Genomic DNA, 23,919 nt, shown 5'->3' with positions numbered 1-23,919 from the left:
TCAGCAGCGCCATCACGCCGCCGATCAGGAAGAACGCGAACGACGTCGTGAGATACAGCGTGCCGATCGTCTTGTGGTCGGTGGTCGTCAGCCACTTCACCACGACATTGCCGGGCTGCTTGCGCCTGACCGGCAGCTCGCTCACGTACGAGTCTTCAGCTGCCGCGGCACCCTGGGGTTCGTTGAGGATGCTCACAGGTTTGTCGTCTCCCGGTTCTTCTCGTGGCTCGTCTGCGCGATGCCGGCGGGAATGTAACCGGTCTGCCCCTTCTTGGCGAGGTCCTTGAGGTGTTGCTCGTAGCGCTCGGGGGAGACGACCTTCACGTTGAACAGCATCCGGGAGTGGTCGACGCCGCAGAGCTCGGCGCACTTGCCGAGGAAGGTGCCCTCCTCGTTGGGGGTCACCTGGAAGGCGTTGGTGTGGCCCGGGATGACGTCCATCTTCATCAGGAACGGCACCACCCAGAAGTCGTGGATGACGTCCCGTGAGGTGAGGACGAAGCGGACCGTCTGGCCCTTGGGGAGCCAGAGCGTCGGACCCGGGTTGCCGGTCTGCGGGTTCTTGGTGGCCGGCGTACCGACGTCGTAGACACCGCCGGCGTTCGCGGGGAACTGGTCCTTGAACCGCGCCGGGATGGCGTCCAGGTTCTTGTCGGTCTTCGCGTCGCCGGTCACACCTGGGACGTTCTCGACGTAGTTGAAGCCCCAGCTCCACTGGAAGCCGACCACGTTGATCGTGACGTCCGGCTTCTTGGAGATGCTCAGGAGCTTCGTCTCGTCCCGTGCCGTGAAGTAGAACAGCACCGAGATGATGATGATCGGGACCACCGTGTACAGCGCCTCGATCGGCATGTTGTACCGGGTCTGCGGAGGAACCTCGACCTTGGTCCGGCTGCGCCGGTGGAAGAGGGCACTCCACAGGATCAGGCCCCACACCAGCACGCCGACGGCGAGCGCGGCGGCCCAGGAACCCTGCCACAAGGAGAGGATCCGCGGAGCCTCTTCGGTGGCCGGGGTGGGCATACCAAGGCGGGGGAAGTCCTTGTATGTGCAACCGGTGGCGGTCGCCAGGACCAGGCCCGCGGTCATTGCCATCAGCAGCTTCCGCCGCATCGGGCGCCGCGGCGAGCGGTCGGAGCCGTTGGGACTCACGTAGCGCCTTCCCGAGAGTCTCGCCCGCGCGGTCGGCTGCGGCCTTCTCGCTGGTCGGTCGCCGCCCTGCGGCGGGCAGGGGTTTGGATGTTTATGCGGACCAAACCCTAGCCCACGCTCTCCGGGGGGTTGCGGGGAGGGTGCCATACGCGCCGCGGGTCACGCTCGAAGGAGTGCGGGGCGTCGGCAGGGTGCCCGGGAGCCCCGGAGATTTCGGTCTGCCGGGCGGGCGCGGGCCGGCTGCGGGCCGGCGCGCGGTTCCCCGCCACGCCTCCACCGCACAGGGCGCATTAGCGTTGCCGTATGGCCTACTTCGATGCCGCTTCCGCCGCCCCACTGCATCCCGTCGCGCGGCAGGCGCTGCTGGCCGCGCTCGACGAGGGGTGGGCCGATCCCGCACGGCTCCACCGGGAGGGGCGGCGGGCCCGGCTGCTGCTCGACACGGCGCGGGAGGCCGCGGCTCAGGCGGTGGGATGCCGGCCGGACGAGCTGGTGTTCACCTCGTCCGGGACCCGCGCCGTGCACACCGGGATCGCGGGGGCGCTGGCCGGGCGGCGGCGGGCCGGGAGTCACCTGATCGTGTCAGCCGTCGAGCACTCCTCGGTGCTGCACGCGGCCGAGGTCCACGAGCGGGACGGCGCCACGGTCACCCGAGTGACCGTCAACCGGTCGGGGGCGGTGGACCCTTCGCAGTACACGGCGGCGCTGCGGCCGGACACCGCGCTGGCCTGTCTTCAGTCGGCCAACCACGAGGTGGGCACCGAGCAGCCGGTGGCGGCGGTGGCGGCGGGCTGCCGGGCGGCCGGGGTGCCGCTGCTGGTGGACGCGGCCCAGTCGCTGGCCTGGGGGCCGGTCGAGGGCGACTGGTCGCTGCTGACGGGAAGCGCCCACAAGTGGGGCGGGCCGCCCGGGGTGGGCCTGCTCGTGGTGCGCAAGGGGGTGCGGTTCGCGGCCCAAGGGCCCGTGGACGAACGGGAGTCGGGGCGGGCGGCGGGTTTCGAGGACGTCCCGGCGATCGTGGCCGCGGTGGCTTCACTGCGGGCGGTGCGGGCCGAGGCCGCCCAGGAGGCGGTACGGCTGCGCGCCCTGACGGAGCAGATCCGGACCCGGGTGCCGGCGGCGGTGCCGGACTCGGAGGTGGTCGGCGATCCGGACCGCCGGGTGCCCGGGATCGTCACGTTCTCCTGTCTCTATGCCGACGGTGAGGCGCTGCTCCACGCGCTGGACGCGGAGGGTTTCTCCGTCTCGTCCGGCTCGTCGTGCACCAGCAGCACCCTGACACCGAGCCATGTGCTCACGGCGATGGGCGTGCTGAGCGAGGGGAACGTACGGGTTTCGCTGCCCGTGGGGACGGCCGCGGAGGATGTCGAACGGTTCCTGGAGGTGCTGCCGGGAGCCGTGGCGGGGGTGCGGGAGAAGCTCGGGGCGCCGGCTCCGGCGACGACCGTGCGGCAGGACGTCCTGGTCGTCGACGCCCTCGGCAAGCGCTGCCCGATCCCCGTCATCGAGCTGGCCAAGGTCATCGGCGACGTACCGGCCGGCGGCCTGGTCCGGGTCCTGTCCGACGACGAGGCGGCCCGGCTGGACATTCCGGCGTGGTGCGACATGCGGGCGCAGGAGTACGTCGGTGAGGAGCCGGCGGACGGCGGAACCGCCTATCTGGTCCGCCGGCTGACCTGACCTTCCCCTGCGGCGCCCGCTCAGCCGAGGTGCTTGTGCACCTCGGCCGCCGCCTCGTCGCCGTACGCCTTGGTGAACCGGTCCATGAAGTGCCCGCGCCGCAGCTGGTACTCCTGGGTGCCCACCGTCTCGATGACGAGGGTGGCCAGCATGCAGCCGATCTGCGCGGCGCGCTCCAGCGAGACGCCCCAGGACAGGCCCGACAGGAACCCCGCGCGGAAGCCGTCGCCGACGCCCGTGGGGTCGGCCTTGCGCTCCTCCTCGGGGCAGCCGACCTCGATCGGGTCCGCGCCGTCCCGCTCGATCCGTACGCCGCGCGAGCCGAGCGTGGTGATGCGGGTGCCGACCTTCGCGAGGATCTCGGGGTCGCTCCAGCCGGTCTTGGACTCGATGAGGCCCTTCTCGTACTCGTTCGAGAAGAGGTACGTCGCCCCGTCCAGCAGTATCCGGATCTCGTCGCCGTCCATGCGGGCGATCTGCTGGGAGAAGTCCGCGGCGAAGGGGATCTGGCGCGAGCGGCACTCCTCGGTGTGCCGGAGCATGCCCTCCGGGTCGTCGGCGCCGATCAGCACCAGGTCGAGGCCGCCGACGCGGTCCGCGACGGTCTTCAGCTCGATCAGCCGCGCCTCGCTCATCGCACCCGTGTAGAACGAGCCGATCTGGTTGTGGTCGGCGTCGGTGGTGCACACGAAGCGGGCGGTGTGCAGGGTCTCGGAGATACGGACGGACTCGGTGTCGACGCCGTGCCGGTCCAGCCAGGCGCGGTACTCGTCGAAGTCGAACCCGGCGGCTCCGATCAGGATCGGCTCGGTACCCAGTTGGCCCATGCCGAAGGCGATGTTCGCGCCGACGCCGCCCCGGCGGACGTCGAGGTTGTCGACCAGGAACGAGAGCGAGACGGTGTGCAGCTGATCCGCGACGAACTGGTCGGCGAAACGACCGGGGAACGTCATGAGGTGGTCGGTGGCGATGGAGCCGGTGACTGCGATGCGCACGACGAGGACTCTCCTGGAGGGAGGCGGATTGACAGTTCACGCTACCCGGTTCGAGAGGGGCGTTGAAGGCGGCTAAACTACCCGATAGTAGATCTTTCTTCGCACGTTCTGGCGTGGCTACGGTGCCGTTATGGTGAACTTCAAGATCCGCTCCACCGCCCCGGCCGATCCCGAGGGCGACCTGGCCTCGCTGCGCGGCGACGGCGCGCGGATGGCCGCGCACTGGGCGGCGCCCCGGCGCGCGGATCCCCGTCCGGTGCCGCTGTCACTCCTCCACGGGGTGACCGTCCCGACGCGCTCCGCCCGGCTGCTGGACGCGATGTCGGACTACGGCGACTGAGGCGACCGACCCGCCCGCGCCGCCCGGCCACGACCGCGACCGCGCGCCCACGGGAACCGCACGCTCCCGCTCCGCGTCCCATCGGCGTCCCCGCGAAGGGCCGTGCGGGACACGACCTCACCGAGGGAGCGATGCGGTGACCAGCGAGCGACCCGGCAGGCCGGACACCCCCGACCGGGACGACGAGAACGTCCCCGCGGGTACCACCGGGTACCCCGGCTCCCACGGCCCGGCCACGGGCCCCGGCAGCGAGACCGGCACCGGGGAGGCCGCGGACCGGACCCGCTCCCCGGCCGGGAAATCGAGCGGGAAAGGGGACGGCAAAGCGGCAGGGAAAGGGGACGGGAAGGAAGCCGGGCAGGACGCGCGCGGCGGCGGCCTACGGCGGTCTCCCGTGGTCATCGCGTCCGTGGCGGCGGCCGTGCTGCTGGCCGGAGGCGGCGGGGCGTATCTCGCCGCCACCGCGCACGACGGTTCCGGCCCGGCGGTCGCAGGACCCGGCCGCACTCCCCCGCCCCCGCTCGCGCTGGACGGGTACCCGGGGCCGCCGGCGGCATCGGGCGGTGCGCACGGCATCGCGCCCGGCGAGCCCGCTCCGTACGGCGTGCGGTACGAGGCCGTCGGCGACCTGCCCGGCGGACCCGGTTCCGCGCCGGTGTACCGGCCCGCCGGCGAGGTCGGCGCGGACGAGGTGGCCCGGCTGGCGCAGGCCCTCGGGGTGGCCGGGACGCCGGTGGCCGCGGGCACGGGCTGGCGGGTCGGAACCGGCAAGGACTTCTTCGGGCCGGGCCTGGGCGTGGCCGCGAAGGCGCCGGGGAACTGGACCTTCCAGCGGTACCCGCGAGGCAGCGACGACTGCAAGGGCGCCGCCACCTGCTCGTCGGACCCCGCGGGACCCGCCGACCCGGTGAGCGGACCGGCCGCCGGGCAGGCGGCGGCACCGGTCCTGAAGGCGCTCGGCCAGGACACCGCGAAGCTCGACACGAGCAGGGTCGTGGGCGCCCTGCGGGTGGTGCGCGCCGATCCGGTGGTGGCCGGCCTGCCCACGTACGGCTGGACGACCGAGCTGACCGTGAACAACCAGGGCGAAGTGGTCGCGGGCAGCGGGCTGTTGACGGTGCCGGAGAACTCCAGGAGGGGGGAGAAGCTGGAGCAGGGGGACACGTACCCGGTGCTGGGCGCGCGGCGGACCCTGGACCTGATGAACGCGGCGCCCCGGGGCGACCACCGCATGGGCATCGGTGGCTGCCCCGGTCCGGTACCGCTGCGGGACCGGCTGGAGCAGCCGTGCGAGGCCGGGGCGTCGGCGGTCGCGTCGCGGCCGGGTACGGCGACCGTGCGCACGGCGGTCTTCGGGCTGGCCGCGCACTCCGCGGCGGGGCGGCCGACGCTGGTGCCGTCGTGGCTGTTCGAGGTACGGGGGCCGGGCGCGCAGGATGCCTACACGGTGGCGTATCCGGCGGTGGACCCCGCGTACCTGGGCGGACCGAGCCCGTCGGCCACGCGGCCCAGACCGCCCGTGGCGCCGGGTGCGCCGGGCAAGACGGAGTCGCGGGACACCGCGGTGGCCGGTTACACGGCCGCCGACTCGGAGCTGACCGTGAACTTCTCCGGCAGTGTGTGCTCCGCCTACACGGCCTCCGCCGACGAGAACGCGGACCGGGTGAAGTTACGGTGACGGAGCGGTTCGATCCGGACACGATCTGCATCCTGCTCCTCCAGGGGTACCGGCGGACCATCCCGCTGGACGAGCCGCTGGGCGACCGGACGGTGGTCGGCACGGACGGCGAGCCGATCCCCGAAGGCGGGCACGGCCCGGGGCTGCCCCAGGCCCGCTGAACGGGTGGTCCGAGAACGGGTGGCCCGGATCCGCGCGGACGATCGGCCACCCGGATCAATCCAGGCCACCCCCGACCGACCGGCCCACCCGGCACGCCTGAAACCACCTGGACCAACCGATCGCCGGACCACAAAGGCGGCGGCCCTCCACCGGAGGGCCGCCGCCTCGTGACGTGCGGTGCGCGGCTCAGCTGAAGGAGTCGCCGCAGGCGCAGGAGCCGGTTGCGTTCGGGTTGTCGATCGTGAAGCCCTGCTTCTCGATCGTGTCCACGAAGTCGATGGTGGCGCCACCGAGGTAGGGGGCGCTCATGCGGTCGGTGACGACCTTGACCCCGCCGAAGTCCTTCTCCACGTCCCCGTCGAGGGAACGCTCGTCGAAGAACAGCTGGTAGCGCAGGCCGGAGCAGCCGCCGGGCTGGACGGCCACGCGCAGCGCGAGGTCGTCACGGCCTTCCTGGTCGAGCAGGGCCTTGACCTTCGACGCGGCGGCGTCGGTCAGGATGATGCCGTCGGTGACGGTGGTGGTCTCGTCCGATACGGACATCTACATCTCTCCCGGGTTGTACGGAGACTGCTTGCCGACGAGTGCAACCGGCGGGTTCTCGGATTCATTCCGGGCCGGGCGTTCTCGTTGTCGCTTTTTCCCCCGAGTTCATGCTCGCACACGCCCGCGGACGCGGACAGCGGCCGTGGAGCCGCCCGACCGGGATTCACGTCACATGGACACAATCGCCATCGTCAAAGTGACGTGAACCAGTTATCATAGATAGCGTCAGTTCGACGAAAACTAGAAAGGGTGTGTGCCGTGACCACCGCCCAGACCCCCGAGCTCGACGTACAGCCGAGCCCGCTCGCCCTGCTGCTCCTTGGCCGGCAGGCCGACCCGACGAGCGAACGCGGTGTCGAGTGTCCCGGCGAGCTGCCCTCGCCGTCCGACCCCGATCTGATCGAGCGTGCGCGGGCGGCCAAGGAGAAGCTCGGGGACAAGGTCTTCGTGCTCGGCCATCACTACCAGCGTGACGAGGTCATCCAGTTCGCCGACGTCACGGGTGACTCCTTCAAGCTGGCCCGGGACGCGGCGGCCCGCCCGGAGGCCGAGTACATCGTGTTCTGCGGCGTGCACTTCATGGCGGAGTCCGCGGACATCCTGACCGGCGACGCCCAGAAGGTCGTCCTGCCCGACCTCGCCGCGGGCTGCTCGATGGCCGACATGGCCACCGCCGAACAGGTGGCGGAGTGCTGGGACGTGCTCACCGAGGCCGGGATCGCCGAGCAGGTCGTGCCCGTCTCGTACATGAACTCCTCCGCCGACATCAAGGCCTTCACGGGCCGGCACGGCGGCACGATCTGCACGTCGTCGAACGCGCAGCGGGCCCTGGAGTGGGCCTTCCAGCAGGGCGAGCCCGAAAAGACGAAGGTGCTCTTTCTGCCCGACCAGCACCTGGGCCGCAACACCGCGGTACGCGAGATGGGCATGTCCCTGACGGACTGCGTCGTCTACAACCCGCACAAGGCGAACGGCGGGCTGACGGCGGACGAGTTGCGCGACGCCCGGATGATCCTGTGGCGGGGGCACTGCTCGGTGCACGGGCGGTTCGGCCTGGACTCGGTGAACGAGGTGCGCGAACGGATACCCGGCGTGAACGTGCTGGTCCACCCGGAGTGCCGGCACGAGGTCGTGGCCGCGGCGGACCACGTCGGTTCGACCGAGTACATCATCAAGGCCCTTCAAGCCGCGCCCGCCGGGTCCAAGTGGGCGGTCGGCACCGAACTGAACCTGGTACGGCGGCTGGCGAACCGTTTCGCTCCCGAGGGCAAGGAGATCGTCTTCCTCGACCGTACGGTCTGCTTCTGCTCGACGATGAACCGCATCGACCTGCCGCACCTGGTCTGGGCGCTGGAATCCCTGGCCGAGGGGAACCTCGTCAACCGCATCGAGGTCGACAAGGAGACGGAGGCATACGCGAAGCTGGCGCTGGAGCGGATGCTCGCGTTGCCGTAGGCGAAGGCATAAAAATGCGGGGCCTGCCGCCGAGCGGCAGGCCCCGCACCCGTAACCGGGTCTCAGACCCCCACGGGCTCCCGTACCTCGGGCTCGCTCGTGCCCCGCTTCGCCGCGCGCTTCTTCGCCCGTCGCTCCTTGCGGAGTTCGAGCATCGCGTACAGCGTCGGGACCAGCAGCAGCGTCAGCAGGGTCGACGTGATCAGACCGCCGATCACCACCACCGCGAGCGGCTGGGCGATGAAGCCGCCCTCGCCGGTGATGCCGAGTGCCATCGGCAGCAGGGCGAAGATGGTGGCCAGTGCCGTCATCAGGATCGGGCGGAGCCGGTGCCGGCCGCCCTCCACCACGGCCTCGACCACGCCGTAGCCCTGACGCCGGTACTGGTTGATCAGGTCGATCAGCACGATCGCGTTCGTCACCACGATGCCGATCAGCATCAGCATGCCGATCATCGCGGGGACGCCCAGCGGCGTACCGGTCAGGACGAGCATGCCGAGCGCGCCGGTCGCCGCGAACGGGATGGACACCAGCAGGATCAGCGGCTGGGCCAGCGAACGGAACGTACCCACGAGCAGCATGAAGACGATCGCGATCGCCGCGAGCATCGCCAGGATCAGGTTCTTGTTCGCGCTGTTCTGGTCCGCGGTGACGCCGCCGATCTTCGCCGTCGCACCGGCCGGGAGCTTCAGCTTGTCGAGCTCGGACGTGAGCTTGTTGCTGACCGCGCCGGTGTTGTCACTGGTCGGCCGCGCGGTGATGGTCGCCGCGCGCCGGCCGTCGATCCGGGTGACCGAGACCGGGCCGGCCACCAGCTTCACCGTCGCGATGTCGCCCAGTTTCGCCGGGCCCAGGTTCAGCGCCCGCAGCTGCGCCAGCGTCGCGGCCGGCTTCGCCGACGTGACCACGATGTCGCGCTCGGTGTCGTCCAGCGTCGCCTTCGCGGCCGTCGTGCTGCCGCCTACCGCCTGGGCCACCGCGGCGCCCAGCGTCTGGTCGTTGAAGCCGGCGGCGGCGGCCTTCGAGTTCGCCGTGACGGAGATCCGCGGCACGCTCTGCGTCAGGTCGCTCGTCACGTCCGTGACGTCGCCGAGGCCGGCCACCGTCTTGCGTACCTTCTCCGCCGCCTGGCGCAGCACGTCCTGGTCGGCGGCCTTCACGACCACGCTGAGGTCCTGGCTGCCGAAGCCGTCACCGACGGAGACCGTGGTGGAGCCGATGCCCTTCAGCTTGGCCAGGCCGTCCTCGACGCGGGTCCGCACGTCGTCGGAGGACGCCGAGTCCTCCAGCATCAACTGGTACGACGCCTGGTTGGTGTCCGTGCCGCCGCCGAAGGCAGCCAAGAAGCCGGACGAACCGATCGTGACCTGGTAGTCCTTGATGCCCTTGGTCTCGCCGAGGAGCTTCTCCACCCGTTTGGCCTGCTCGTCGGTGGCCGCGAGGCTGGTGCCGGGCTTCAGCTCCTGCTTGACGCTGAGGACCTGCTGCTCGCCCGGGTCGAAGAAGTTCGTCTTCAGCAGCGGGGCCAGGCCGAAGGTGGCGAGCAGCACCACCACGGCGATCACGACGCTGGTGAAGCGGCGGCGCGTGGCGAACCGCAGCACCGGGACGTAGAAGCGCTGGAGGCGGCTGTCGGCCTCCTTCTCCTCCGCCTTGCGGCGGGCCTGCTCGGCGTCCGCGGGGGTGTCCTTCGGGGCGCGCAGGAACCAGTACGACAGGACCGGCACGACCGTCAGCGACACCAGCAGGGACGCCAGCAGCGCGGCGGTCACGGTGAGGCTGAACGAGCCGAACAACGCGCCCACCAGGCCGCCGACCAGGCCGACCGGCAGGAAGACGGCGACCGTGGTGAGGGTCGAGGCGGTGACCGCGCCGGCCACCTCGCGGACCGCGCCGAGGATGGCCGCCCGCCGCTCCTCGCCGTAGCCGAGGTGCCGCTTGATGTTCTCCAGGACGACGATGGAGTCGTCGACGACCCGGCCGATGGCGATGGTCAGCGCGCCCAGCGTCAGCGTGTTCAGGGACAGCCCGCGCGTCCACAGCACGATCAGGGTGAGGACGACGGAGAGCGGGATGCTGACCGCCGTCACCAGCGTCGAGCGCAGCGACGCCAGGAAGATCAGGATGACCAGGACGGCGAAGAGCAGACCCAGGGCGCCCTCGATGGTCAGGCCGTTGATGGACTTCGACACCGCCGGGCCCTGGTCGCTGACCACGGTGATCTTCGAACCGGAGCCGAGCTGCTTGCGCAGGTCGGGGAGCTTGTCCTGGACAGCGTTCGAGATGGAGACCGCGCTGCCGTCGTGGTCCATGGTGACGCTGACGGCCAGGCTCGGCCGGCCGTCGGTGCGGGTGATGGAGTCGGCCGGGGCCGGCTGCTCCTTGACCGTGGCGACGTCGCCGAGGCGCACCGGCTTGCCGCCGGGCTGCTGGCCGGTGACCATCAGGTCCCTGATCTGCGCGAGCGAGGTGAAGCCGTGGCCGACCTGGACGGTGCGGTTGGCGCCGCCCTCGTCGAAGGAGCCGGCCGGGACGCCCGCGCCGCCCGCCTGGAGGGCCTGGCCGATGGCGGCGGCGTTGAGGCCCGCCTTGGCCAGCTTCGCGTCGTCGGGGGTCACCGCGACCCGCAGGTCCCGCACACCGTCGATCTGGACCCGGCCGACGCCGCTGATGTCCTTCAGAGCCGGCACGACCGTCTTGTCGAGCTGGTCGGCGACCGCCTGCTGGTCCTTGTCCGAGGTGACGGCGAGGACCACGGCCGGGATGTCGTCCGTGGACCCGGAGACGACCTGCGGGTCGGCGCCTTCCGGCAGCCGGGCCCGGTTGACGGCCTGCTGGACGTCGTTGACCAGCTGCTTGGTGTCGTTGCCGTAGTCGAACGACGCCATGATCACGGCGTTGCCCTCGCTGGCCGTCGAGGTGACGCCGGAGATGCCGTTGACGCCTTCGAGGTTGTTCTCCAGCGGCTCGACGACCTGCTTCTCGACGACGTCGGGGGACGCGCCCTGGTAGGGCACGATGACCGACACCAGCGGCAGGTCGATGTTGGGCAGCAACTGCTGTTTGATCTGGGGTATCGCGATCGCCCCGAAGACGATGGCGATGATGGACATCAGCCCTATCAGGGCCCGTTGCGCGAGGCTGAATCGTGACAGCCAGGACATGGGTCTGGGTCTCTCTTCTGTGGAGCGGCAGAAGGGCGGGTGACCGCCCACATCACTCCACTCTGGGCCATCCGGGACAGCCGATCCGTCCCCCGGAGGTCCATTTCCTCACCCCGGTCCTACTCCGCCGGGAGTATGCCCGGGTGGAGGTCAGTCCATCCTCGGGCGTACCAGCCCCGACTCGTAGGCGATGACCACCAGCTGGGCGCGGTCCCGGGCGCCCAGCTTGGCCATGGCCCGGTTGACGTGCGTCTTCACCGTCAGCGGGCTGACCTCAAGGCGCTCGGCGATCTCGTCGTTGGAATGGCCGCCGGCGACCTGCACCAGTACCTCGCGCTCCCGTCCGGTCAGCGCGTCCAGCCGGCCGGCGCGTGCGGGGTCGCGGTCGTCGTCGGCGGCGCCCTGCGCGAGGAAGCGGGCGATCAGGCCCTTGGTGGCGACCGGGGAGAGCAGTGCCTCGCCGCCGGCCGCGATCCGTATGGCGCTGAGGAGCTCGTCGGGTTCGGAGCCCTTGCCGAGGAAGCCGGAGGCGCCCGCGCGCAGCGCCTGCACCACGTAGTCGTCGACCTCGAAGGTGGTCAGGATGACCACGCGGACGTGGGCGAGGGCCGGGTCGGCGCTGATCAGACGGGTGGCCTGGAGGCCGTCGGTGCCGGGCATCCGGATGTCCATGAGGACGACGTCCGCCTGCTGCTGTCGGGTCAGCCGCACCGCTTCCGCGCCGTCGGACGCCTCCCCCACCACCTCCATGTCCGCCTCGGAGTCGACGAGCACGCGGAAGGCGCTGCGCAGCAGTGCCTGGTCGTCGGCGAGCAGGACACGGATCGTCATGCGGGCTCCCCCGTGGCGGCGGTGCGGTTGGTGAGGGGCAGGATCGCATGGACGCGGAAGCCGCCTCCGTACCGGGGACCGGCGGTGAGGCTGCCGCCGAGGGCGGTGGCCCGCTCCCGCATGCCGATCAGCCCGTGCCCGCCGCCGGCGGCGGGGGCGCCGTCCGGTGCCGTGCCGTCGTCGAGGACGGTGACCTCGACGAGCGGTCCCACGCGGACCACGCTGACCTCGGCCCTGGCGGCGGGGCCCGCGTGCTTCTGCACGTTGGTCAGGGCCTCCTGGATGATCCGGTAGGCGGCCAGGTCGACGGCCGCGGACAGGGCCTCGGCCTGTCCGGCGTGGGCGACCGCCACCTGGAGGCCGGCGTTGCGGAAGGTGTCGGCGAGGTCGTCGAGGCGGTCGAGGCCGGGGGCGGGTTCGGTGGGGGCCTCGGGGTCGCCGGACTGGCGCAGCAGGCCGACGGTCGCGCGCAGTTCGTTGAGCGCGGACCGGCTGGCCTCCCGTACGTGGCCGAGGGCCTCCTTCGCCTGGTCGGGGCGCTTGTCCATGACGTGGGCGGCGACTCCTGCCTGGACGTTGACCAGGGCGATGTGATGGGCGACGACGTCGTGCAGATCGCGGGCGATGCGCAGGCGTTCCTCGGCGACGCGGCGCCTGGCCTCCTCCTCACGGGTGCGTTCGGCCCGTTCGGCGCGTTCCCGGATGGCCCGGACGACCGCGCGGCGGCTGCGGACGGCGTCGCCCGCGGTGGCGCCGATGCCGGTCCAGGCAATGATGGCCAGGTTGTCCTGCGCGTACCAGGGCAGCGGTCCGGCGAGCATGGCGGCGCCGGTCAGCACGGTCATGGTGAGCAGCCCGACCCGCCAGGTGGTGGCGCGGTCGGTGGTCGCGGCGACCGTGTAGAGGGCGATGACGGCGGTCATCGCGACGGGGGCGCGCGGGTCGCCGGTGACGCTCTCGACGAGCGCCATGGCACCGGTGACGGCGAGGACGGTCCGCGGGGCGCTGCGGCGGAAGACGAGGGCCGCGGCGCCGAGTGTCATCAGGACCAGGCTGAGCGGGTCCGGGGTGCGTACGGCCCAGCTGACGCCGTGCTTCGCGGCGGGGCCGGCGAAGGAGCCGGCCACCATGCACACCAGCGCGCCCACCGCGATGGCGGTGTCCAGCGCGAAGGGGTGCGCGGTGAGCCGGTTCCGGACGCGCTGGAAAGTGCTCACGTCGGGAACGGTACGACGGGGCTGCGGGCGCCTGACGGACCGGGGCCGCCGAGGTGTGACGGGCCGGGGCCGCGGGCGCCGGACGGGCCGGGGTCACTGCTGCGTGACGGGCCGGGGCCGTGGTGGGCGGGGCGGCACCTGGCCGGGGTCATCCCGGGATCAGGCCGTCGTTGCGCAGCAGCTCCCGTACCTCCTCCAGGGTCGCGTCGGGGGACGGCAGGATGAGGTCGGACGGGTCCAGGGAGTCGTCGGGCAGCGGTGCGCCCAGCTCGTGCACCTTGGCGAGGAGGTCCTGCAGAGTACGGCGGAAGCCCGGGCCGTCGCCGTTCTCCACCTCGGCCAGGAGTTCGTCGTCCAGCTTGTTCAGCTCGGCGAGGTGGCTCTCGGCCAGCCTCACCTGTCCCTCCCCCATGATCCGTACGATCATGTCCGCCATCTCGTCCTCCAGCCCGTCGGCTCGTGCGTCCCTACTGCTTGTCGAAGCGCGGGGTGTCCTGCGGCTGCTGCTGGGACTGCGGCTGGGCGGTGCCGCCCTCGATCGCCTGCTGCGGCGAGCCCGAGGCCAGCTCCGCCTTCATCCGCTGCAGCTCCAGCTCCACATCCGTACCACCGGAGAGGCGGTCCAGCTCGGCCTGGATGTCGTCCTTGGCCATGCCGGAGGGGTCGTCGAGGGCGCCGGAGGCGAGCAGTTCGTCGATGGCGCCGGCCCGCGCCTGGAGCTGGGCGGTCTTGTCCTCGGCGCGCTGGATGGCCAGGCCGACGTCGCCCATCTCCTCGGAGATCCCGGAGAACGCCTCGCCGATCCGGGTCTGGGCCTGGGCCGCGGTGTACGTCGCCTTGATGGTCTCCTTCTTCGTACGGAAGGCGTCCACCTTGGCCTGGAGGCGTTGGGCCGCCAGGGTGAGCTTCTCCTCCTCGCCCTGGAGCGTGGCGTGCTGCGTCTCCAGGTCCGTCACCTGCTGCTGGAGGGCGGCGCGGCGGGAGAGCGCCTCGCGGGCCAGGTCCTCACGGCCGAGCGCGAGCGCCTTGCGGCCCTGGTCCTCCAGCTTGGAGGACTGCTGCTGCAACTGGTTCAGCTGGAGTTCCAGGCGCTTGCGGGACGTCGCCACGTCGGCGACGCCGCGGCGGACCTTCTGGAGCAGCTCCAGTTGCTTCTGGTACGAGTAATCGAGGGTCTCGCGCGGGTCCTCGGCCCGGTCAAGGGCCTTGTTCGCCTTCGCGCGGAAGATCATCCCCATACGCTTCATGACACCGCTCATGGGCTTCGCGCGCCCCCTTCTGACGGACTCCGGCTCACAGATCTGCGACAGAACCCACAGTACGGGCCCTGCCTCCATTACCGCACTGTTCGGGGACCGATGCGCTCATCCCCAAGGACGACTGCGAACGGTCCCGCTCCGGCGTAGGGAGTAGGTGGTCCCCGGGGTGACCACCGGATGAACCGTCTGCAACGTCCCCTCTGTCCCTCTACAGACGACTGATGCGGCCGGATCGTTCCCTGCCGGGACGTGGTCCATACCCGCCCGCCCGCCGCCCTCGGCCCAGGATTTCGGGGGACCTCCGGCCCCACGCGGCTTGTTTACCCTTTACCCTTGGCTTTTGTGTTCCGTAGCCGTGCCAAGGAAGAGAAGGCCCCGTCCGCAGTGAACGCGGCGGCGACCGACTCCAAGCAGCCCCGTGATCCGCAGGCCCCCAAGGGCCGCCCCACCCCGAAGCGCAGTGAGGCCCAGTCTCAGCGCCGCAGCGTGGCCAATACGCCGACGACGCGCAAGGAAGCCGCCAAGCGGCAGCGCGACGAGCGGCGGGTCCAGCTGGACCGCCAGCGCCAGGCGCTGGCCGGCGGCGACGAGCGGTACCTGCCCGCGCGGGACAGGGGTCCGATCCGCAAGTTCGCCCGGAACTGGGTCGACTCACGCATCAACATCGCGGAGTTCTTCCTCCCGATGGCCGTGGTCATCCTGGTGCTGAGCGTGGTGCGGGTGCCCGCGCTGCAGAGCATCGCGCTGCTGCTGTGGCTGATCGTGATCGTGCTGATCGTGCTCGACTCGGTCTTCAGCGCCTTCCGGTTGCGGAAGCAGCTCGGCGAGCGCTTCGCCGGCCAGAACCGCCGGGGCGCGGTCGCCTACGCCCTGATGCGCTCCCTGCAGATGCGCCGGATGCGGCTGCCGAAGCCGCAGGTCAAGCGTGGAGAACGGCCCTGAGCACAGCCTCTTTCCCCGACCAAGCGGCCGCGACCTGGCTGAGCAAGCTCGGCGGCCTGCGCAACGTCGTGCGGCAGGAGCTGGTGGCACGGCAGCTCGACGAGCAGTTGGCCGGGCGGTTCCCGGTCGGGCAGCGGCTGCGGGTCCTCGACGTCGGGATGGGCCAGGGCACCCAGGCGCTGCGGCTGGCCCGGGCCGGTCATCAGGTGACCGGCGTGGAGCGGGACGCACGGATGATCGCGACGGCCCATCACGCGCTGATGGCGGAGCCCGAGGGGATCCGCGAGCGGTTCCGGATCGTCCAGGGGGACGGCCAGGACACCGGGGTGCACTTCCTACCGGGCAGTTTCGACGTGGTGCTGTGCCACGGGGTGCTGATGTACGTGACGGACCCGGATCCGCTGGTGGCCGGTCTCGCCCGGGTGCTCGCCCCCGGCGGGCTGCTGTCGCTCGTGGTGCGCAACGGCGACGCCCTCGCGATGCGGCCGGGGCTGGCCGGGGACTGGGCCGGGGCGCTCGCCGCGTTCGACTCGACCGCGTACACCAACCGGCTGGGGCTTGAGGCACGGGCCGACCGGCTGGAGGCGCTGACGACGACGCTGGCCGGGATCGGGGCCCCGCTGCACGCCTGGTACGGCGTGCGGGTCTTCACCGACCTGGCGGCGGACGACGCGGAGGCCCCGGCCGAGCTGGAGACGCTGCTGGCCGCCGAGGAGCGGGCCGGCCGGACGGACCCGTACCGCGGGGTGGCGGCGCTGCTGCACCTGTGCGGTGTGCGGGGCTGACGGCCGCGGCGCGGACGCGCCCGTTCGGCGGTACAACGCGGGCCCGGGGCTTCGCCCCGCGGGGAGACTCGGGACATGGACGTTTCCCGTACCCGTGCCCCGCGGGCCGTCGCCCACCTCGCCGCACTCGTGTGCTTCGCCGTGCTCGTCACCGGATGTGTCTCCGAGTCCGCCCCGGCGGGCGAACGGGAACGCGCCACACCGGCCGCGGTCCCACTGAGCAGCAACGACCTGCAGAACGCCTACCAGCGGGTGATCAAGAACGTGCTGCCGTCGGTGGTGCAGATCCAGGGCACCCGCGATCTGGGGTCGGGGGTGGTGTACGACGACAACGGACACATCGTCACCAACGCCCACGTGGTGGGCGACGAGAAGGTCTTCCGGGTGACCACGGCGAACAGCGAGACGCCGCTGACCGCGCGGCTCGTGTACTCCTACCCCGAGCAGGATCTCGCGGTGGTCAAGCTGGACCGGATCCCGGAGGGGCTGAAGGGGGCCCGGTTCGGGGACTCCGAGAAGGTGGAGGTCGGGCAGATCGTGCTCGCCATGGGTTCGCCGCTCGGGCTGTCGTCCAGCGTGACGCAGGGCATCGTGTCGGCGACCGGGCGGACCGTCAGTGAGGGCAGTTCGGGCGGCGGCACGGGAGCCACCATCGCGAACATGGTGCAGACGTCGGCGGCGATCAACCCGGGCAACAGCGGCGGCGCCCTGGTCAACCTCGACGGAGAGGTCATCGGCATCCCGACGCTCGCCGCGGCCGATCCCGAACTCGGGGGCAGCGCGGCGCCCGGCATCGGCTTCGCCATCCCGGCGTCGATGGTGAGGACCATCGCCGACCAGATCGTCAAGCAGGGCCGGGTCACCGACTCGGGGCGGGCGGCGCTCGGCATCACCGCGCGGGACGTGGTCGACGACTCCTTCCGGCCCGCCGGGGTGGCCGTGGTCGCGGTGCAGACCGGGGGCGCCGCCGAGCAGGCCGGCATCCGGCCCGGGGACGTCATCACCCGGATCGGCAACACCGACATCACCACGCTCACCTCGCTCTCCGAGGCCCTCGCGGCGCACCGCCCGGGCCAGCGGACAACGGTCACGTACACCCGCGACGGCACCGAACAGACGGCGAAGGTGACCCTGGGCGCGCAATAACCCCCCGGCAGCCCCAAAAGGGGCACGAGGAACCACACCCCCAGCCCGTGGCCGAAACGCCCCCACCCCACCAACACCGGCCAAGGCCAACGCCCCGCAAGGGGCGCGGGGAACGGCGCGCCCAGCCCCCACCCACCCGTGGCCGAAACACAACTGCTGGACACGGCACCCCACCCCGCCCGACCCCAGCTGAGCGGCTACGCGTGGAGACTCATCGGCCCGTAGATCTCCGCCGCGTCCTCGAACAGCCGCACCTGGTCGGCACCGCCCGCGAGCAGGTCCTTCCAGTGCTCGCCGATCCAGGACTCGGCGTCGCCCTGGGTGGTGAACTCCTCCGGCCGCACCGCCGGCTGGACCTCCGTCCCGTCGGCCTTCTCGAACTGCCACGTCCATGCCGCCATGTGCGCCTCCTGGTGTCAGCACCTGCGAAACGAAAGCGGAGCCGGATCCCGGTTCCGGCTCCCCGCGGCAGCCTAGTGCGCCGACCGGATGCGCGAGAGCTGCGGCGACAGGTGAAAATCGGTCCGTGGACGTGACTGTGCTCGGTACCGGTGCCCCGGCGGGGCTGCCCCGCCCCGACTGTCCCTGCGCGGCGTGTGCGAGGGCGCTCGGCGTGGAGGCGCGGGCGGCCACCTCGGTGCTCGTCGACGGGGTGCTGCTGCTCGACCTGACGCCGGGCCTGGTGTTCGCTGCCGTACGGGCCGGGCACTCGCTGAGCGGCGTACGGCAGGTGCTGCTGTCGCATCCGCACGAAGGCCCCGCGGTGGAGGTGCCGGCCGGGCTGCCGCAGCCCGTGCGGGTGCCGGACGGACGGGAGTTGACGCTGCTGACCGGGCAGCGGGTGCGGGCGCTCGCGATGGACGCGGGCGGCACCGGGTACGCGGTGACCGGGCCGGGCGGGCAGCGGCTGCTGTATCTGCCGCCGGGCGGCGCCCCGGCGGGGCTCGCGGCGGACCCGGAGCCCGTCGTGCCGTACGACCTGGTGCTCGCGGACGCGGTGGGGCGGCCGGACGCGCTGGCCCGGCTGCGCGCCGTGGGGGCGGTCGGTCCGGGGACGGACCTGGTCGCCGTGCACCTGGACCACGATGTGCCGCCGGGGGCCGAGGTACGGCGTCGGCTGGCCGCGGCGGGCGCCCGGGTGGTGCCGGACGGTACGACGATGACGGTGGGCGCGTACGCGACGGTGCCGGAGGTGCCGCGCCGGACGCTGGTCCTTGGCGGTGCGCGCTCCGGGAAGTCGGTGGAGGCCGAGCGGCGCCTCGCGTCCTTCCCCGAGGTGCTGTACGTGGCCACGGGCGGCTCCCGGAGCGGGGACACCGAGTGGGCCGCCCGGGTGGCGGCGCACCGGGAGCGCCGCCCCGGGTCCTGGCACACGGCGGAGACCTGCGACCTCGTGCCGCTGCTCGCCAAGGACGGCCCGCCGCTGCTGATCGACTGCCTGTCGCTGTGGCTGACGGACGCGATGGACGCCGTCGGGGCGTGGGACGACGCGGAGTGGGCGTCCGGCGGGGAGCGGGCGCTGCGGGAGCGGGTACGGGAGTTGACGTGTGCGCTGCGCGCGGCCCGGCGGACGGTGGTGGCGGTGTCCAACGAGGTCGGCTCGGGGATCGTCCCCGCGACCGCCTCCGGGCGGCGTTACCGGGACGAACTCGGCCGCCTGAATGCGGCGTTCGCCGGCGAGTGCGAGCACGTGGTGCTGGTGGTGGCCGGGCAGGCGCTGGTGCTGCGGGGGTGACCCGTGCCCGGTGCCCGGGCGGGGCGCCGCCCCGGTGCCCGGCGGGCGCCCTGAGGTGCGGGTGGTGACGCCTCCCCGGACCTCCGGGTGCCTGCCGGGCGCGGCGCCGCGACGGCGGTCACCGCGGGCCCTTGCGGGCGATGATCCGGTAGGCGTTGGCGAACCGGGTGCGGCACAGCAGCGGGGCCAGGGCGCGGTCCAGGGCCGCCGCCGCGGCCACCGGCGGTGCGGCCGCCCGGCGCAGGCCCGCGGGCAGGGCGCGGTCCAGCGCGAGGAGCAGGGCGGCCGACAGGTCGTAGGGGGTGTGCGCGGCGCGGCGGTCCGTGACGACGATCGTGCAGCCCAGGTCCGCCAGTTCCGCGCGCAGGTTGTCCAGTGGCGGCAGGTGCGCGTGGCGGGGCTGGCCGTGCGGGAGCCACCACTTGCCGAGCACGACGCCGAACGCGCCGGCCGGGTCGGGGACTTCGACGAGGAGATGACCGCCGGGGCGCAGGACGGCGAGGGCGGCGCGGAGTTCCTCGCGCGGGTCGGGCGCGTACTGCAGGTGGTGGAACATGCTGACCACGTCGTAGCGGGCGCGCAGCCGGGCGGCGAGGTGCGGATCGGTGAGCCGGCCGACGTGCGCCTCCTCGACGCGGCCCGCCGCGCGGGCCCGCACCACCCGCGAGGTGGCGTCGAGGCCGTCGAAGGACGTGTACGGGAACAGGTCGCGCGCCGCCTCCGGGAAGCGGGCGTGGCCGGTGCCGACGTCCAGCCAGCTCTCCGGTTCGGGGAATCCGGGGGAACGGAGCAGTGCGCGGGCCGCGGCGCGGTGGCGGCGGGCGGTATCGAGGCGGTCCACGAGCGGCTGCACGCGCGTGTCGTGGAACTCGCGGTGGTGGAAGGCCAGGCCCTCCGGGGTGAGGCGCGGGTTCTGGAAGGTGTGGGCGCAGTCCTGGCACTCCTCGATCACGAAGGTGCCGGGGGCGCGGTAGCGCAGGTCGGGCGTGCGCAGCCGGACCCGCAGTCGCGGCGAACCGCACCAGGGGCAGTCCGGGCGGCGCGGCTCGTGGAAGGGGGCGGTGACCCGGCGGACGGTGGCCCGGGGGGCGGGGAGCGCGGGCTGCTCCGGCGCACCGGGCGGCTCCGGCTGCGCCGGAGGCGGCGGCTCGGCCGACGACTGCCGCGGCGGCACGGGGGCCGGCCGCGGCGGCAGGAGCGGCTGCGACGACTCCCCGGACGGCTCCCGCGGCGGCACAAGAGGCTCCGACGACTGCGCGGACGGCTGCCGCGACTGCGCGGGCGGCTGGCACGGCGGCATGGCCGGCTCCGCCGCCATGGATGGCTCGGGCTGGGTGGACGGCTCCGGCGGCATGGGTGCCTCCCTGTACGACAATCCGCTGCAAAACGGAACGTATGGGATAGCGATCTCGGGTGCAAAGACGCCGTGCGGATGCCATGACGACGTGGCGCGGAACCAGCACCGAACCGTTCGTCCGCTGCCGGTACTGTTCGGCGAATGAGCTCGCTGAATCTCGACGACTTCACCGATCTGATCGAGCGCCCGGACGGCGGTGTGCGCCGTGACGCAGAGACGCGCCGGGAACGTCTGGTCGTGCCGCCCGGGGCCCTGGGCCGCCTGGACGAACTGGGCGAGTGGCTGTCCGCCGCACAGGGCGCCGTACCGGTACGGCCGGTCGGACGGCCGCGGGTCGTGCTGTTCGCAGGCGACCACGGAATCGCTTCACTCGACGTGTCCGCGCGCCCCGCCGGCAGCGCCGGGGACCTGGTGCGGGCGGTCCTGGAGGGCGGCAGCCCGGTCGCGGTGCTCGCGCGGCGGCTCGGCGTGCCGGTGCGGGTGGTGGACCTGGCGCTGGACTGCCCGCCCAACGCCTTCCCCGAGGACGTCGTACGGCACCGGGTGCGGCGCGGCAGCGGCCGGATCGACATCGAGGACGCGCTGACCCCCGAGGAGGCCGAGGCCGCCTTCCGGGCGGGCATGGCCGTGGCCGACGAGGAGGCCGACTCCGGTACGGACCTGGTGGTCCTCGGCGACGTCAGCGTGGGCGGGACCACTGCGGCGGCGGTGCTGGTCGCCGCGCTGTGCGGGACCGACGCCTCCGTGGTGACCGGGCGCGGCGGCCTTGCCATCGACGACCTCACCTGGATGCGCAAGTGCGCGGCGATCCGGGACGCGCTGCGCCGGGCGCGGCCGGTGCTCGGCGACCAGTTGCAGCTGCTGGCGACCGTGGGCGGTGCCGATCTCGCGGCGATGACCGGGTTCCTGCTGCAGTGCGCGGTGCGGAAGCTGCCGGTGATCCTGGACGGGGTGGTGGCCGCCGCGTGCGCGCTGGTCGGGCAGCGGATCGCCTTCCGGGCGCCGGACTGGTGGCTGGCCGGGCACGACAGCGGGGAGCCAGGGCAGGCGAAGGCGCTGGACCGGATGGCGCTGGAGCCGCTGCTCGACCAAGGGGTCAAGGTCGGCGAGGGCACCGGCGCGCTGCTGGCGCTGCCGCTGGTGCAGGCGGCGGCAGCGCTCGCCGCGGAGCTCCCGGAGCAGCCGGAGGAGCCGGAGCCGTCGGCGAAGGAGCCGGGAGAACCGGCCGGGGAGCCGGGCGAGTCGGCGCCGGAAGCCGGGGAACCGGCACCGGAGGCCGGAAGGGCGGCCGGGGAGTCGGCGCAGCAGGAGTAGCGGCTTTCCGCGGCCGGATATGAGCGGTTCACCGCCACATCACCCATATCATCCTTCATCATGGGAGATGCCCGGAATACCGTAAAACAGGATGCCGCTCCGGTGCCGTCGGGCGACGGGGCGCGGTCGGGCGGCGCGGTCTCGGCGCGGGCCGCCGCCTGCGCCGTCTGGTATCTGCGGGCCGTCGCCTTCGTCAACTTCCTCAGCGCGGTGTGGGTCTCCCTCGGCCAGGACGTGCGCCGCCACAACCAGGAGAACCTGTTCACGCCGTATCTGCTGACGGCCGGCTTCGCCTCGGGCCTGTTCACCGCCTTCCTGGCGATCACCATGCGGCGCCGCAAACGGGCCGCGTGGATCCTGAACCTGGTGCTCAGCGGCGCCTTCCTCGCCCTGTTCGCGGTCGCCATGGCCTTCCCGGAGATCCGGCAGTACGCGCAGAACTGGGTCTCCCTCGTACTGACCGCCGCCTTCGTCGCCGCGCTGCTCGTCGGGCGCCGCGAGTTCTACGCCAAGGGCGACCGGTCCAACCCCCGGCTCGCCGCCACCGTCGCGGTCGGCGGCGGCCTCGCCGCCTCGCTGCTGGCCGCGCTGCTGGTGTCGGTCACCGACCGGGCGCCGGACGCGGGGCACTCGACGTTCCCGGAGCGCTGGCACTACGGCACGCTGCGGCTCGTCTCGGTCGCCGCCGACGAGACGCGCTTCCCCGGGATCTCGACCCCCAACTGGGTCAACGTCGTCATCAACGTACTGAGCACGGCCCTCGTCCTCGGCGTGTTCTACGCCGCCTTCCGCTCCCGGCGTGCCGTCGACCCGCTCACCGAGGACGACGAGAAGCGGCTGCGGATGCTGCTCGACGGATACGGCGAGCGGGACTCGCTCGGCTACTTCGCGCTGCGCCGGGACAAGAGCGTGGTGTGGTCGCCGACCCGGAAGGCGGCGGTGGCCTACCGGGTCGTGGGCGGGGTGTCGCTGGCCTCCGGGGATCCGCTGGGCGACCCCGAGGCGTGGCCGGGGGCGATCGCGCCGTGGCTGGCCCAGGCCCGCGCGCACGGCTGGATCCCGGCCGTGATGGGGGCGAGCGAGGAGGCCGGGACCGTGTACACGCGGCACGGTCTGGACGCACTGGAACTCGGGGACGAGGCGATCGTGGAGGTGGCCGAGTTCACGTTGGAGGGCCGGGCGATGCGCACCGTCCGGCAGGCCCACAACCGGGTCGGGCGGGCCGGGTGCACCGTGCGCATCCGGCGGCACGAGGAGATCCCGGCGGACGAGATGGCGGATCTGGTCCAGCGGGCCGACGACTGGCGGGACGGGGCCACCGAGCGGGGGTTCAGCATGGCGCTCGGGCGGCTCGGGGAGCGCGGTGACGGGCGCTGCGTGATGCTCGAATGCACCGCCGCCGACGGCGAGTTGAAGGCACTGCTGTCGTTCGTGCCCTGGGGGCCGCACGGGCTCTCGCTGGACCTCATGCGGCGGGACCGCAACTCCGACAACGGGCTCGTCGAGTTCATGGTCATCGAACTGCTGCGCCGGGCCGGGGAGATCGGGATCACCCAGGTCTCGCTCAACTTCGCGATGTTCCGGTCCGTCTTCGAGCGCGGCTCCCGCCTCGGCGCGGGCCCGGTGCTGCGGCTGTGGCGCTCCCTGCTCAGCTTCTTCTCCCGCTGGTGGCAGATCGAGTCCCTGTACCGCGCCAACGCCAAGTACCGGCCCATCTGGGAGCCGCGGTTCCTGCTGTTCGAGAAGACCGCGGACCTGCCGCGGATCGGGCTGGCGTCGGCGCGCGCGGAAGGGTTCCTGGAGGCGCCCGGGCTGCCCAGGTGGCTGCACCGCAGACACCTGGAGACACACGGATGAGGCCCGCCGGATGACCAGGGTCGCCCGCTGGGCCCGCACCGAGTGGGGTCCGCTGTACGTCTCGGTGCGCGAGCCGCTGCTCGCGCCGTACCGGCCCGGCCCACTCGCCCGCACGCAGGTGCGGGCGTGGGCAGGCGCGGTCCCGATGACGCTCACCGCGGTGTGCCTGACGGCGCTGCTCCAGGTGGTGCAGAACCAGCCGTGGGGCTACCGGCTGGTGCAGGACGCGGGCGCCGTCCGGGCCGCGGACCCGCTGGGCCCGGCCCTGCTGCGCACCCCGCTGTCGCTGTTCGTGCCGGCGCTG

At 72.5% G+C, this 23,919-nt stretch carries 21 protein-coding genes and 1 pseudogene; 11 read left to right on the top strand and 11 right to left on the bottom strand.

What is annotated here, in order from left to right:
* Together ACFYPJ_RS04145 and coxB are read right to left on the bottom strand one after the other, a co-directional pair.
* Positions 1–196 (bottom strand): annotated as a pseudogene (locus tag ACFYPJ_RS04145) (cytochrome ubiquinol oxidase subunit I); the annotation flags it as partial.
* The gene (gene coxB, locus ACFYPJ_RS04140; RefSeq protein WP_389010020.1) at positions 193–1,152 is read right to left on the bottom strand and encodes a cytochrome c oxidase subunit II; all 960 of its coding nucleotides are present in this window, start codon (positions 1,150–1,152) and stop codon (positions 193–195) included. The gene coxB and the pseudogene ACFYPJ_RS04145, both read right to left, overlap by 4 nt.
* Before the next feature lie 303 nt (positions 1,153–1,455).
* Here coxB and ACFYPJ_RS04135 point away from each other — a divergent pair, with 303 nt between their 5' ends.
* The gene (locus ACFYPJ_RS04135) at positions 1,456–2,832 is read left to right on the top strand and encodes a cysteine desulfurase/sulfurtransferase TusA family protein (protein ID WP_389010017.1); all 1,377 of its coding nucleotides are present in this window, start codon (positions 1,456–1,458) and stop codon (positions 2,830–2,832) included.
* Between the two features lie 20 nt (positions 2,833–2,852).
* On the opposite strand, the gene ACFYPJ_RS04130 is transcribed toward ACFYPJ_RS04135, so the two are convergent.
* A complete protein-coding gene (locus ACFYPJ_RS04130) occupies positions 2,853–3,827 on the bottom strand; it encodes a carbohydrate kinase family protein (protein ID WP_389010014.1) in 975 nt (324 codons plus the stop codon).
* Positions 3,828–3,957: 130 nt separating this feature from the next.
* Here ACFYPJ_RS04130 and ACFYPJ_RS04125 point away from each other — a divergent pair, with 130 nt between their 5' ends.
* The 3 genes from ACFYPJ_RS04125 to ACFYPJ_RS04115 all read left to right on the top strand — a co-directional run bounded on the left by ACFYPJ_RS04125 (position 3,958) and on the right by ACFYPJ_RS04115 (position 6,006).
* Positions 3,958–4,167 carry a hypothetical protein gene (locus ACFYPJ_RS04125; RefSeq protein WP_389010011.1) on the top strand — a complete coding sequence of 70 codons (210 nt, stop codon included), beginning with the start codon at positions 3,958–3,960 and terminating at the stop codon, positions 4,165–4,167.
* Positions 4,168–4,303: 136 nt separating this feature from the next.
* A complete protein-coding gene (locus tag ACFYPJ_RS04120) occupies positions 4,304–5,845 on the top strand; it encodes a hypothetical protein (protein WP_389010008.1) in 1,542 nt (513 codons plus the stop codon).
* Complete coding sequence (locus ACFYPJ_RS04115) at positions 5,842–6,006, top strand: hypothetical protein (protein WP_389010005.1); 165 nt, start codon at positions 5,842–5,844, stop codon at positions 6,004–6,006. The genes ACFYPJ_RS04120 and ACFYPJ_RS04115 overlap by 4 nt, the downstream gene beginning before the upstream one ends.
* 187 nt (positions 6,007–6,193) lie before the next feature.
* Here the strand turns inward: ACFYPJ_RS04115 and ACFYPJ_RS04110 are convergent, their stop codons facing one another.
* Complete coding sequence (locus ACFYPJ_RS04110; protein ID WP_006135694.1) at positions 6,194–6,550, bottom strand: iron-sulfur cluster assembly accessory protein; 357 nt, start codon at positions 6,548–6,550, stop codon at positions 6,194–6,196.
* Positions 6,551–6,811: 261 nt separating this feature from the next.
* Between ACFYPJ_RS04110 and nadA the strand changes: the two genes are divergently transcribed.
* Positions 6,812–8,008, top strand: a complete 1,197-nt coding sequence (gene nadA, locus ACFYPJ_RS04105; protein WP_389010002.1) for a quinolinate synthase NadA — start codon at positions 6,812–6,814, stop codon at positions 8,006–8,008.
* 62 nt (positions 8,009–8,070) lie between these two features.
* On the opposite strand, the gene ACFYPJ_RS04100 is transcribed toward nadA, so the two are convergent.
* From ACFYPJ_RS04100 to ACFYPJ_RS04080, 5 genes are all read right to left on the bottom strand, one after another.
* A complete protein-coding gene (locus tag ACFYPJ_RS04100) occupies positions 8,071–11,172 on the bottom strand; it encodes an efflux RND transporter permease subunit (RefSeq protein ID WP_389009999.1) in 3,102 nt (1,033 codons plus the stop codon).
* 150 nt (positions 11,173–11,322) lie between these two features.
* On the bottom strand, positions 11,323–12,003 hold the full coding sequence (locus ACFYPJ_RS04095; protein ID WP_389009996.1) for a response regulator: 681 nt from the start codon (positions 12,001–12,003) through the stop codon (positions 11,323–11,325).
* Positions 12,000–13,220 carry a sensor histidine kinase gene (locus ACFYPJ_RS04090; RefSeq protein ID WP_389009993.1) on the bottom strand — a complete coding sequence of 407 codons (1,221 nt, stop codon included), beginning with the start codon at positions 13,218–13,220 and terminating at the stop codon, positions 12,000–12,002. The genes ACFYPJ_RS04095 and ACFYPJ_RS04090 overlap by 4 nt, the downstream gene beginning before the upstream one ends.
* A 148-nt stretch (positions 13,221–13,368) precedes the next feature.
* Complete coding sequence (locus tag ACFYPJ_RS04085; RefSeq protein ID WP_389010162.1) at positions 13,369–13,647, bottom strand: hypothetical protein; 279 nt, start codon at positions 13,645–13,647, stop codon at positions 13,369–13,371.
* A gap of 40 nt (positions 13,648–13,687) precedes the next feature.
* Positions 13,688–14,479, bottom strand: coding sequence for a PspA/IM30 family protein (locus tag ACFYPJ_RS04080; protein WP_376538154.1), 792 nt, complete (start codon positions 14,477–14,479; stop codon positions 13,688–13,690).
* A gap of 342 nt (positions 14,480–14,821) precedes the next feature.
* Between ACFYPJ_RS04080 and ACFYPJ_RS04075 the strand changes: the two genes are divergently transcribed.
* The 3 genes from ACFYPJ_RS04075 (at position 14,822) to ACFYPJ_RS04065 (ending at position 17,352) form a co-directional block, all read left to right on the top strand.
* Positions 14,822–15,421 (top strand): DUF3043 domain-containing protein, encoded by a 600-nt coding sequence (locus ACFYPJ_RS04075; RefSeq protein ID WP_389009989.1) that lies wholly within the window; start codon positions 14,822–14,824, stop codon positions 15,419–15,421.
* A gap of 83 nt (positions 15,422–15,504) precedes the next feature.
* Complete coding sequence (locus ACFYPJ_RS04070; protein WP_389009986.1) at positions 15,505–16,206, top strand: class I SAM-dependent methyltransferase; 702 nt, start codon at positions 15,505–15,507, stop codon at positions 16,204–16,206.
* Positions 16,207–16,281: 75 nt separating this feature from the next.
* Positions 16,282–17,352, top strand: coding sequence for a S1C family serine protease (locus ACFYPJ_RS04065; protein WP_389009983.1), 1,071 nt, complete (start codon positions 16,282–16,284; stop codon positions 17,350–17,352).
* Between the two features lie 197 nt (positions 17,353–17,549).
* On the opposite strand, the gene ACFYPJ_RS04060 is transcribed toward ACFYPJ_RS04065, so the two are convergent.
* On the bottom strand, positions 17,550–17,753 hold the full coding sequence (locus ACFYPJ_RS04060) for a hypothetical protein (RefSeq protein WP_389009980.1): 204 nt from the start codon (positions 17,751–17,753) through the stop codon (positions 17,550–17,552).
* A gap of 125 nt (positions 17,754–17,878) precedes the next feature.
* Between ACFYPJ_RS04060 and ACFYPJ_RS04055 the strand changes: the two genes are divergently transcribed.
* Entirely contained in the window at positions 17,879–19,087 is a 1,209-nt protein-coding gene (locus ACFYPJ_RS04055) for a bifunctional adenosylcobinamide kinase/adenosylcobinamide-phosphate guanylyltransferase (protein WP_389009977.1), read from the top strand.
* 118 nt (positions 19,088–19,205) lie between these two features.
* On the opposite strand, the gene ACFYPJ_RS04050 is transcribed toward ACFYPJ_RS04055, so the two are convergent.
* Entirely contained in the window at positions 19,206–20,261 is a 1,056-nt protein-coding gene (locus ACFYPJ_RS04050; protein WP_389010159.1) for a class I SAM-dependent methyltransferase, read from the bottom strand.
* Positions 20,262–20,585: 324 nt separating this feature from the next.
* On the opposite strand from ACFYPJ_RS04050, the gene cobT reads away from it, so the two are divergent.
* A complete protein-coding gene (gene cobT, locus ACFYPJ_RS04045; RefSeq protein WP_389009975.1) occupies positions 20,586–21,758 on the top strand; it encodes a nicotinate-nucleotide--dimethylbenzimidazole phosphoribosyltransferase in 1,173 nt (390 codons plus the stop codon).
* A 60-nt stretch (positions 21,759–21,818) separates the two neighbouring features.
* Positions 21,819–23,615 (top strand): phosphatidylglycerol lysyltransferase domain-containing protein, encoded by a 1,797-nt coding sequence (locus ACFYPJ_RS04040; protein WP_389009972.1) that lies wholly within the window; start codon positions 21,819–21,821, stop codon positions 23,613–23,615.
* The last annotated feature ends 304 nt before the right edge of the window (positions 23,616–23,919 follow it).

Origin of the sequence: Streptomyces sp. NPDC006012 (assembly GCF_042871185.1) — a bacterium.
In the GTDB taxonomy this organism is placed as follows: Bacteria; Actinomycetota; Actinomycetes; order Streptomycetales; family Streptomycetaceae; genus Streptomyces.
This window is presented reverse-complemented; position numbering and strand designations above follow the sequence as displayed.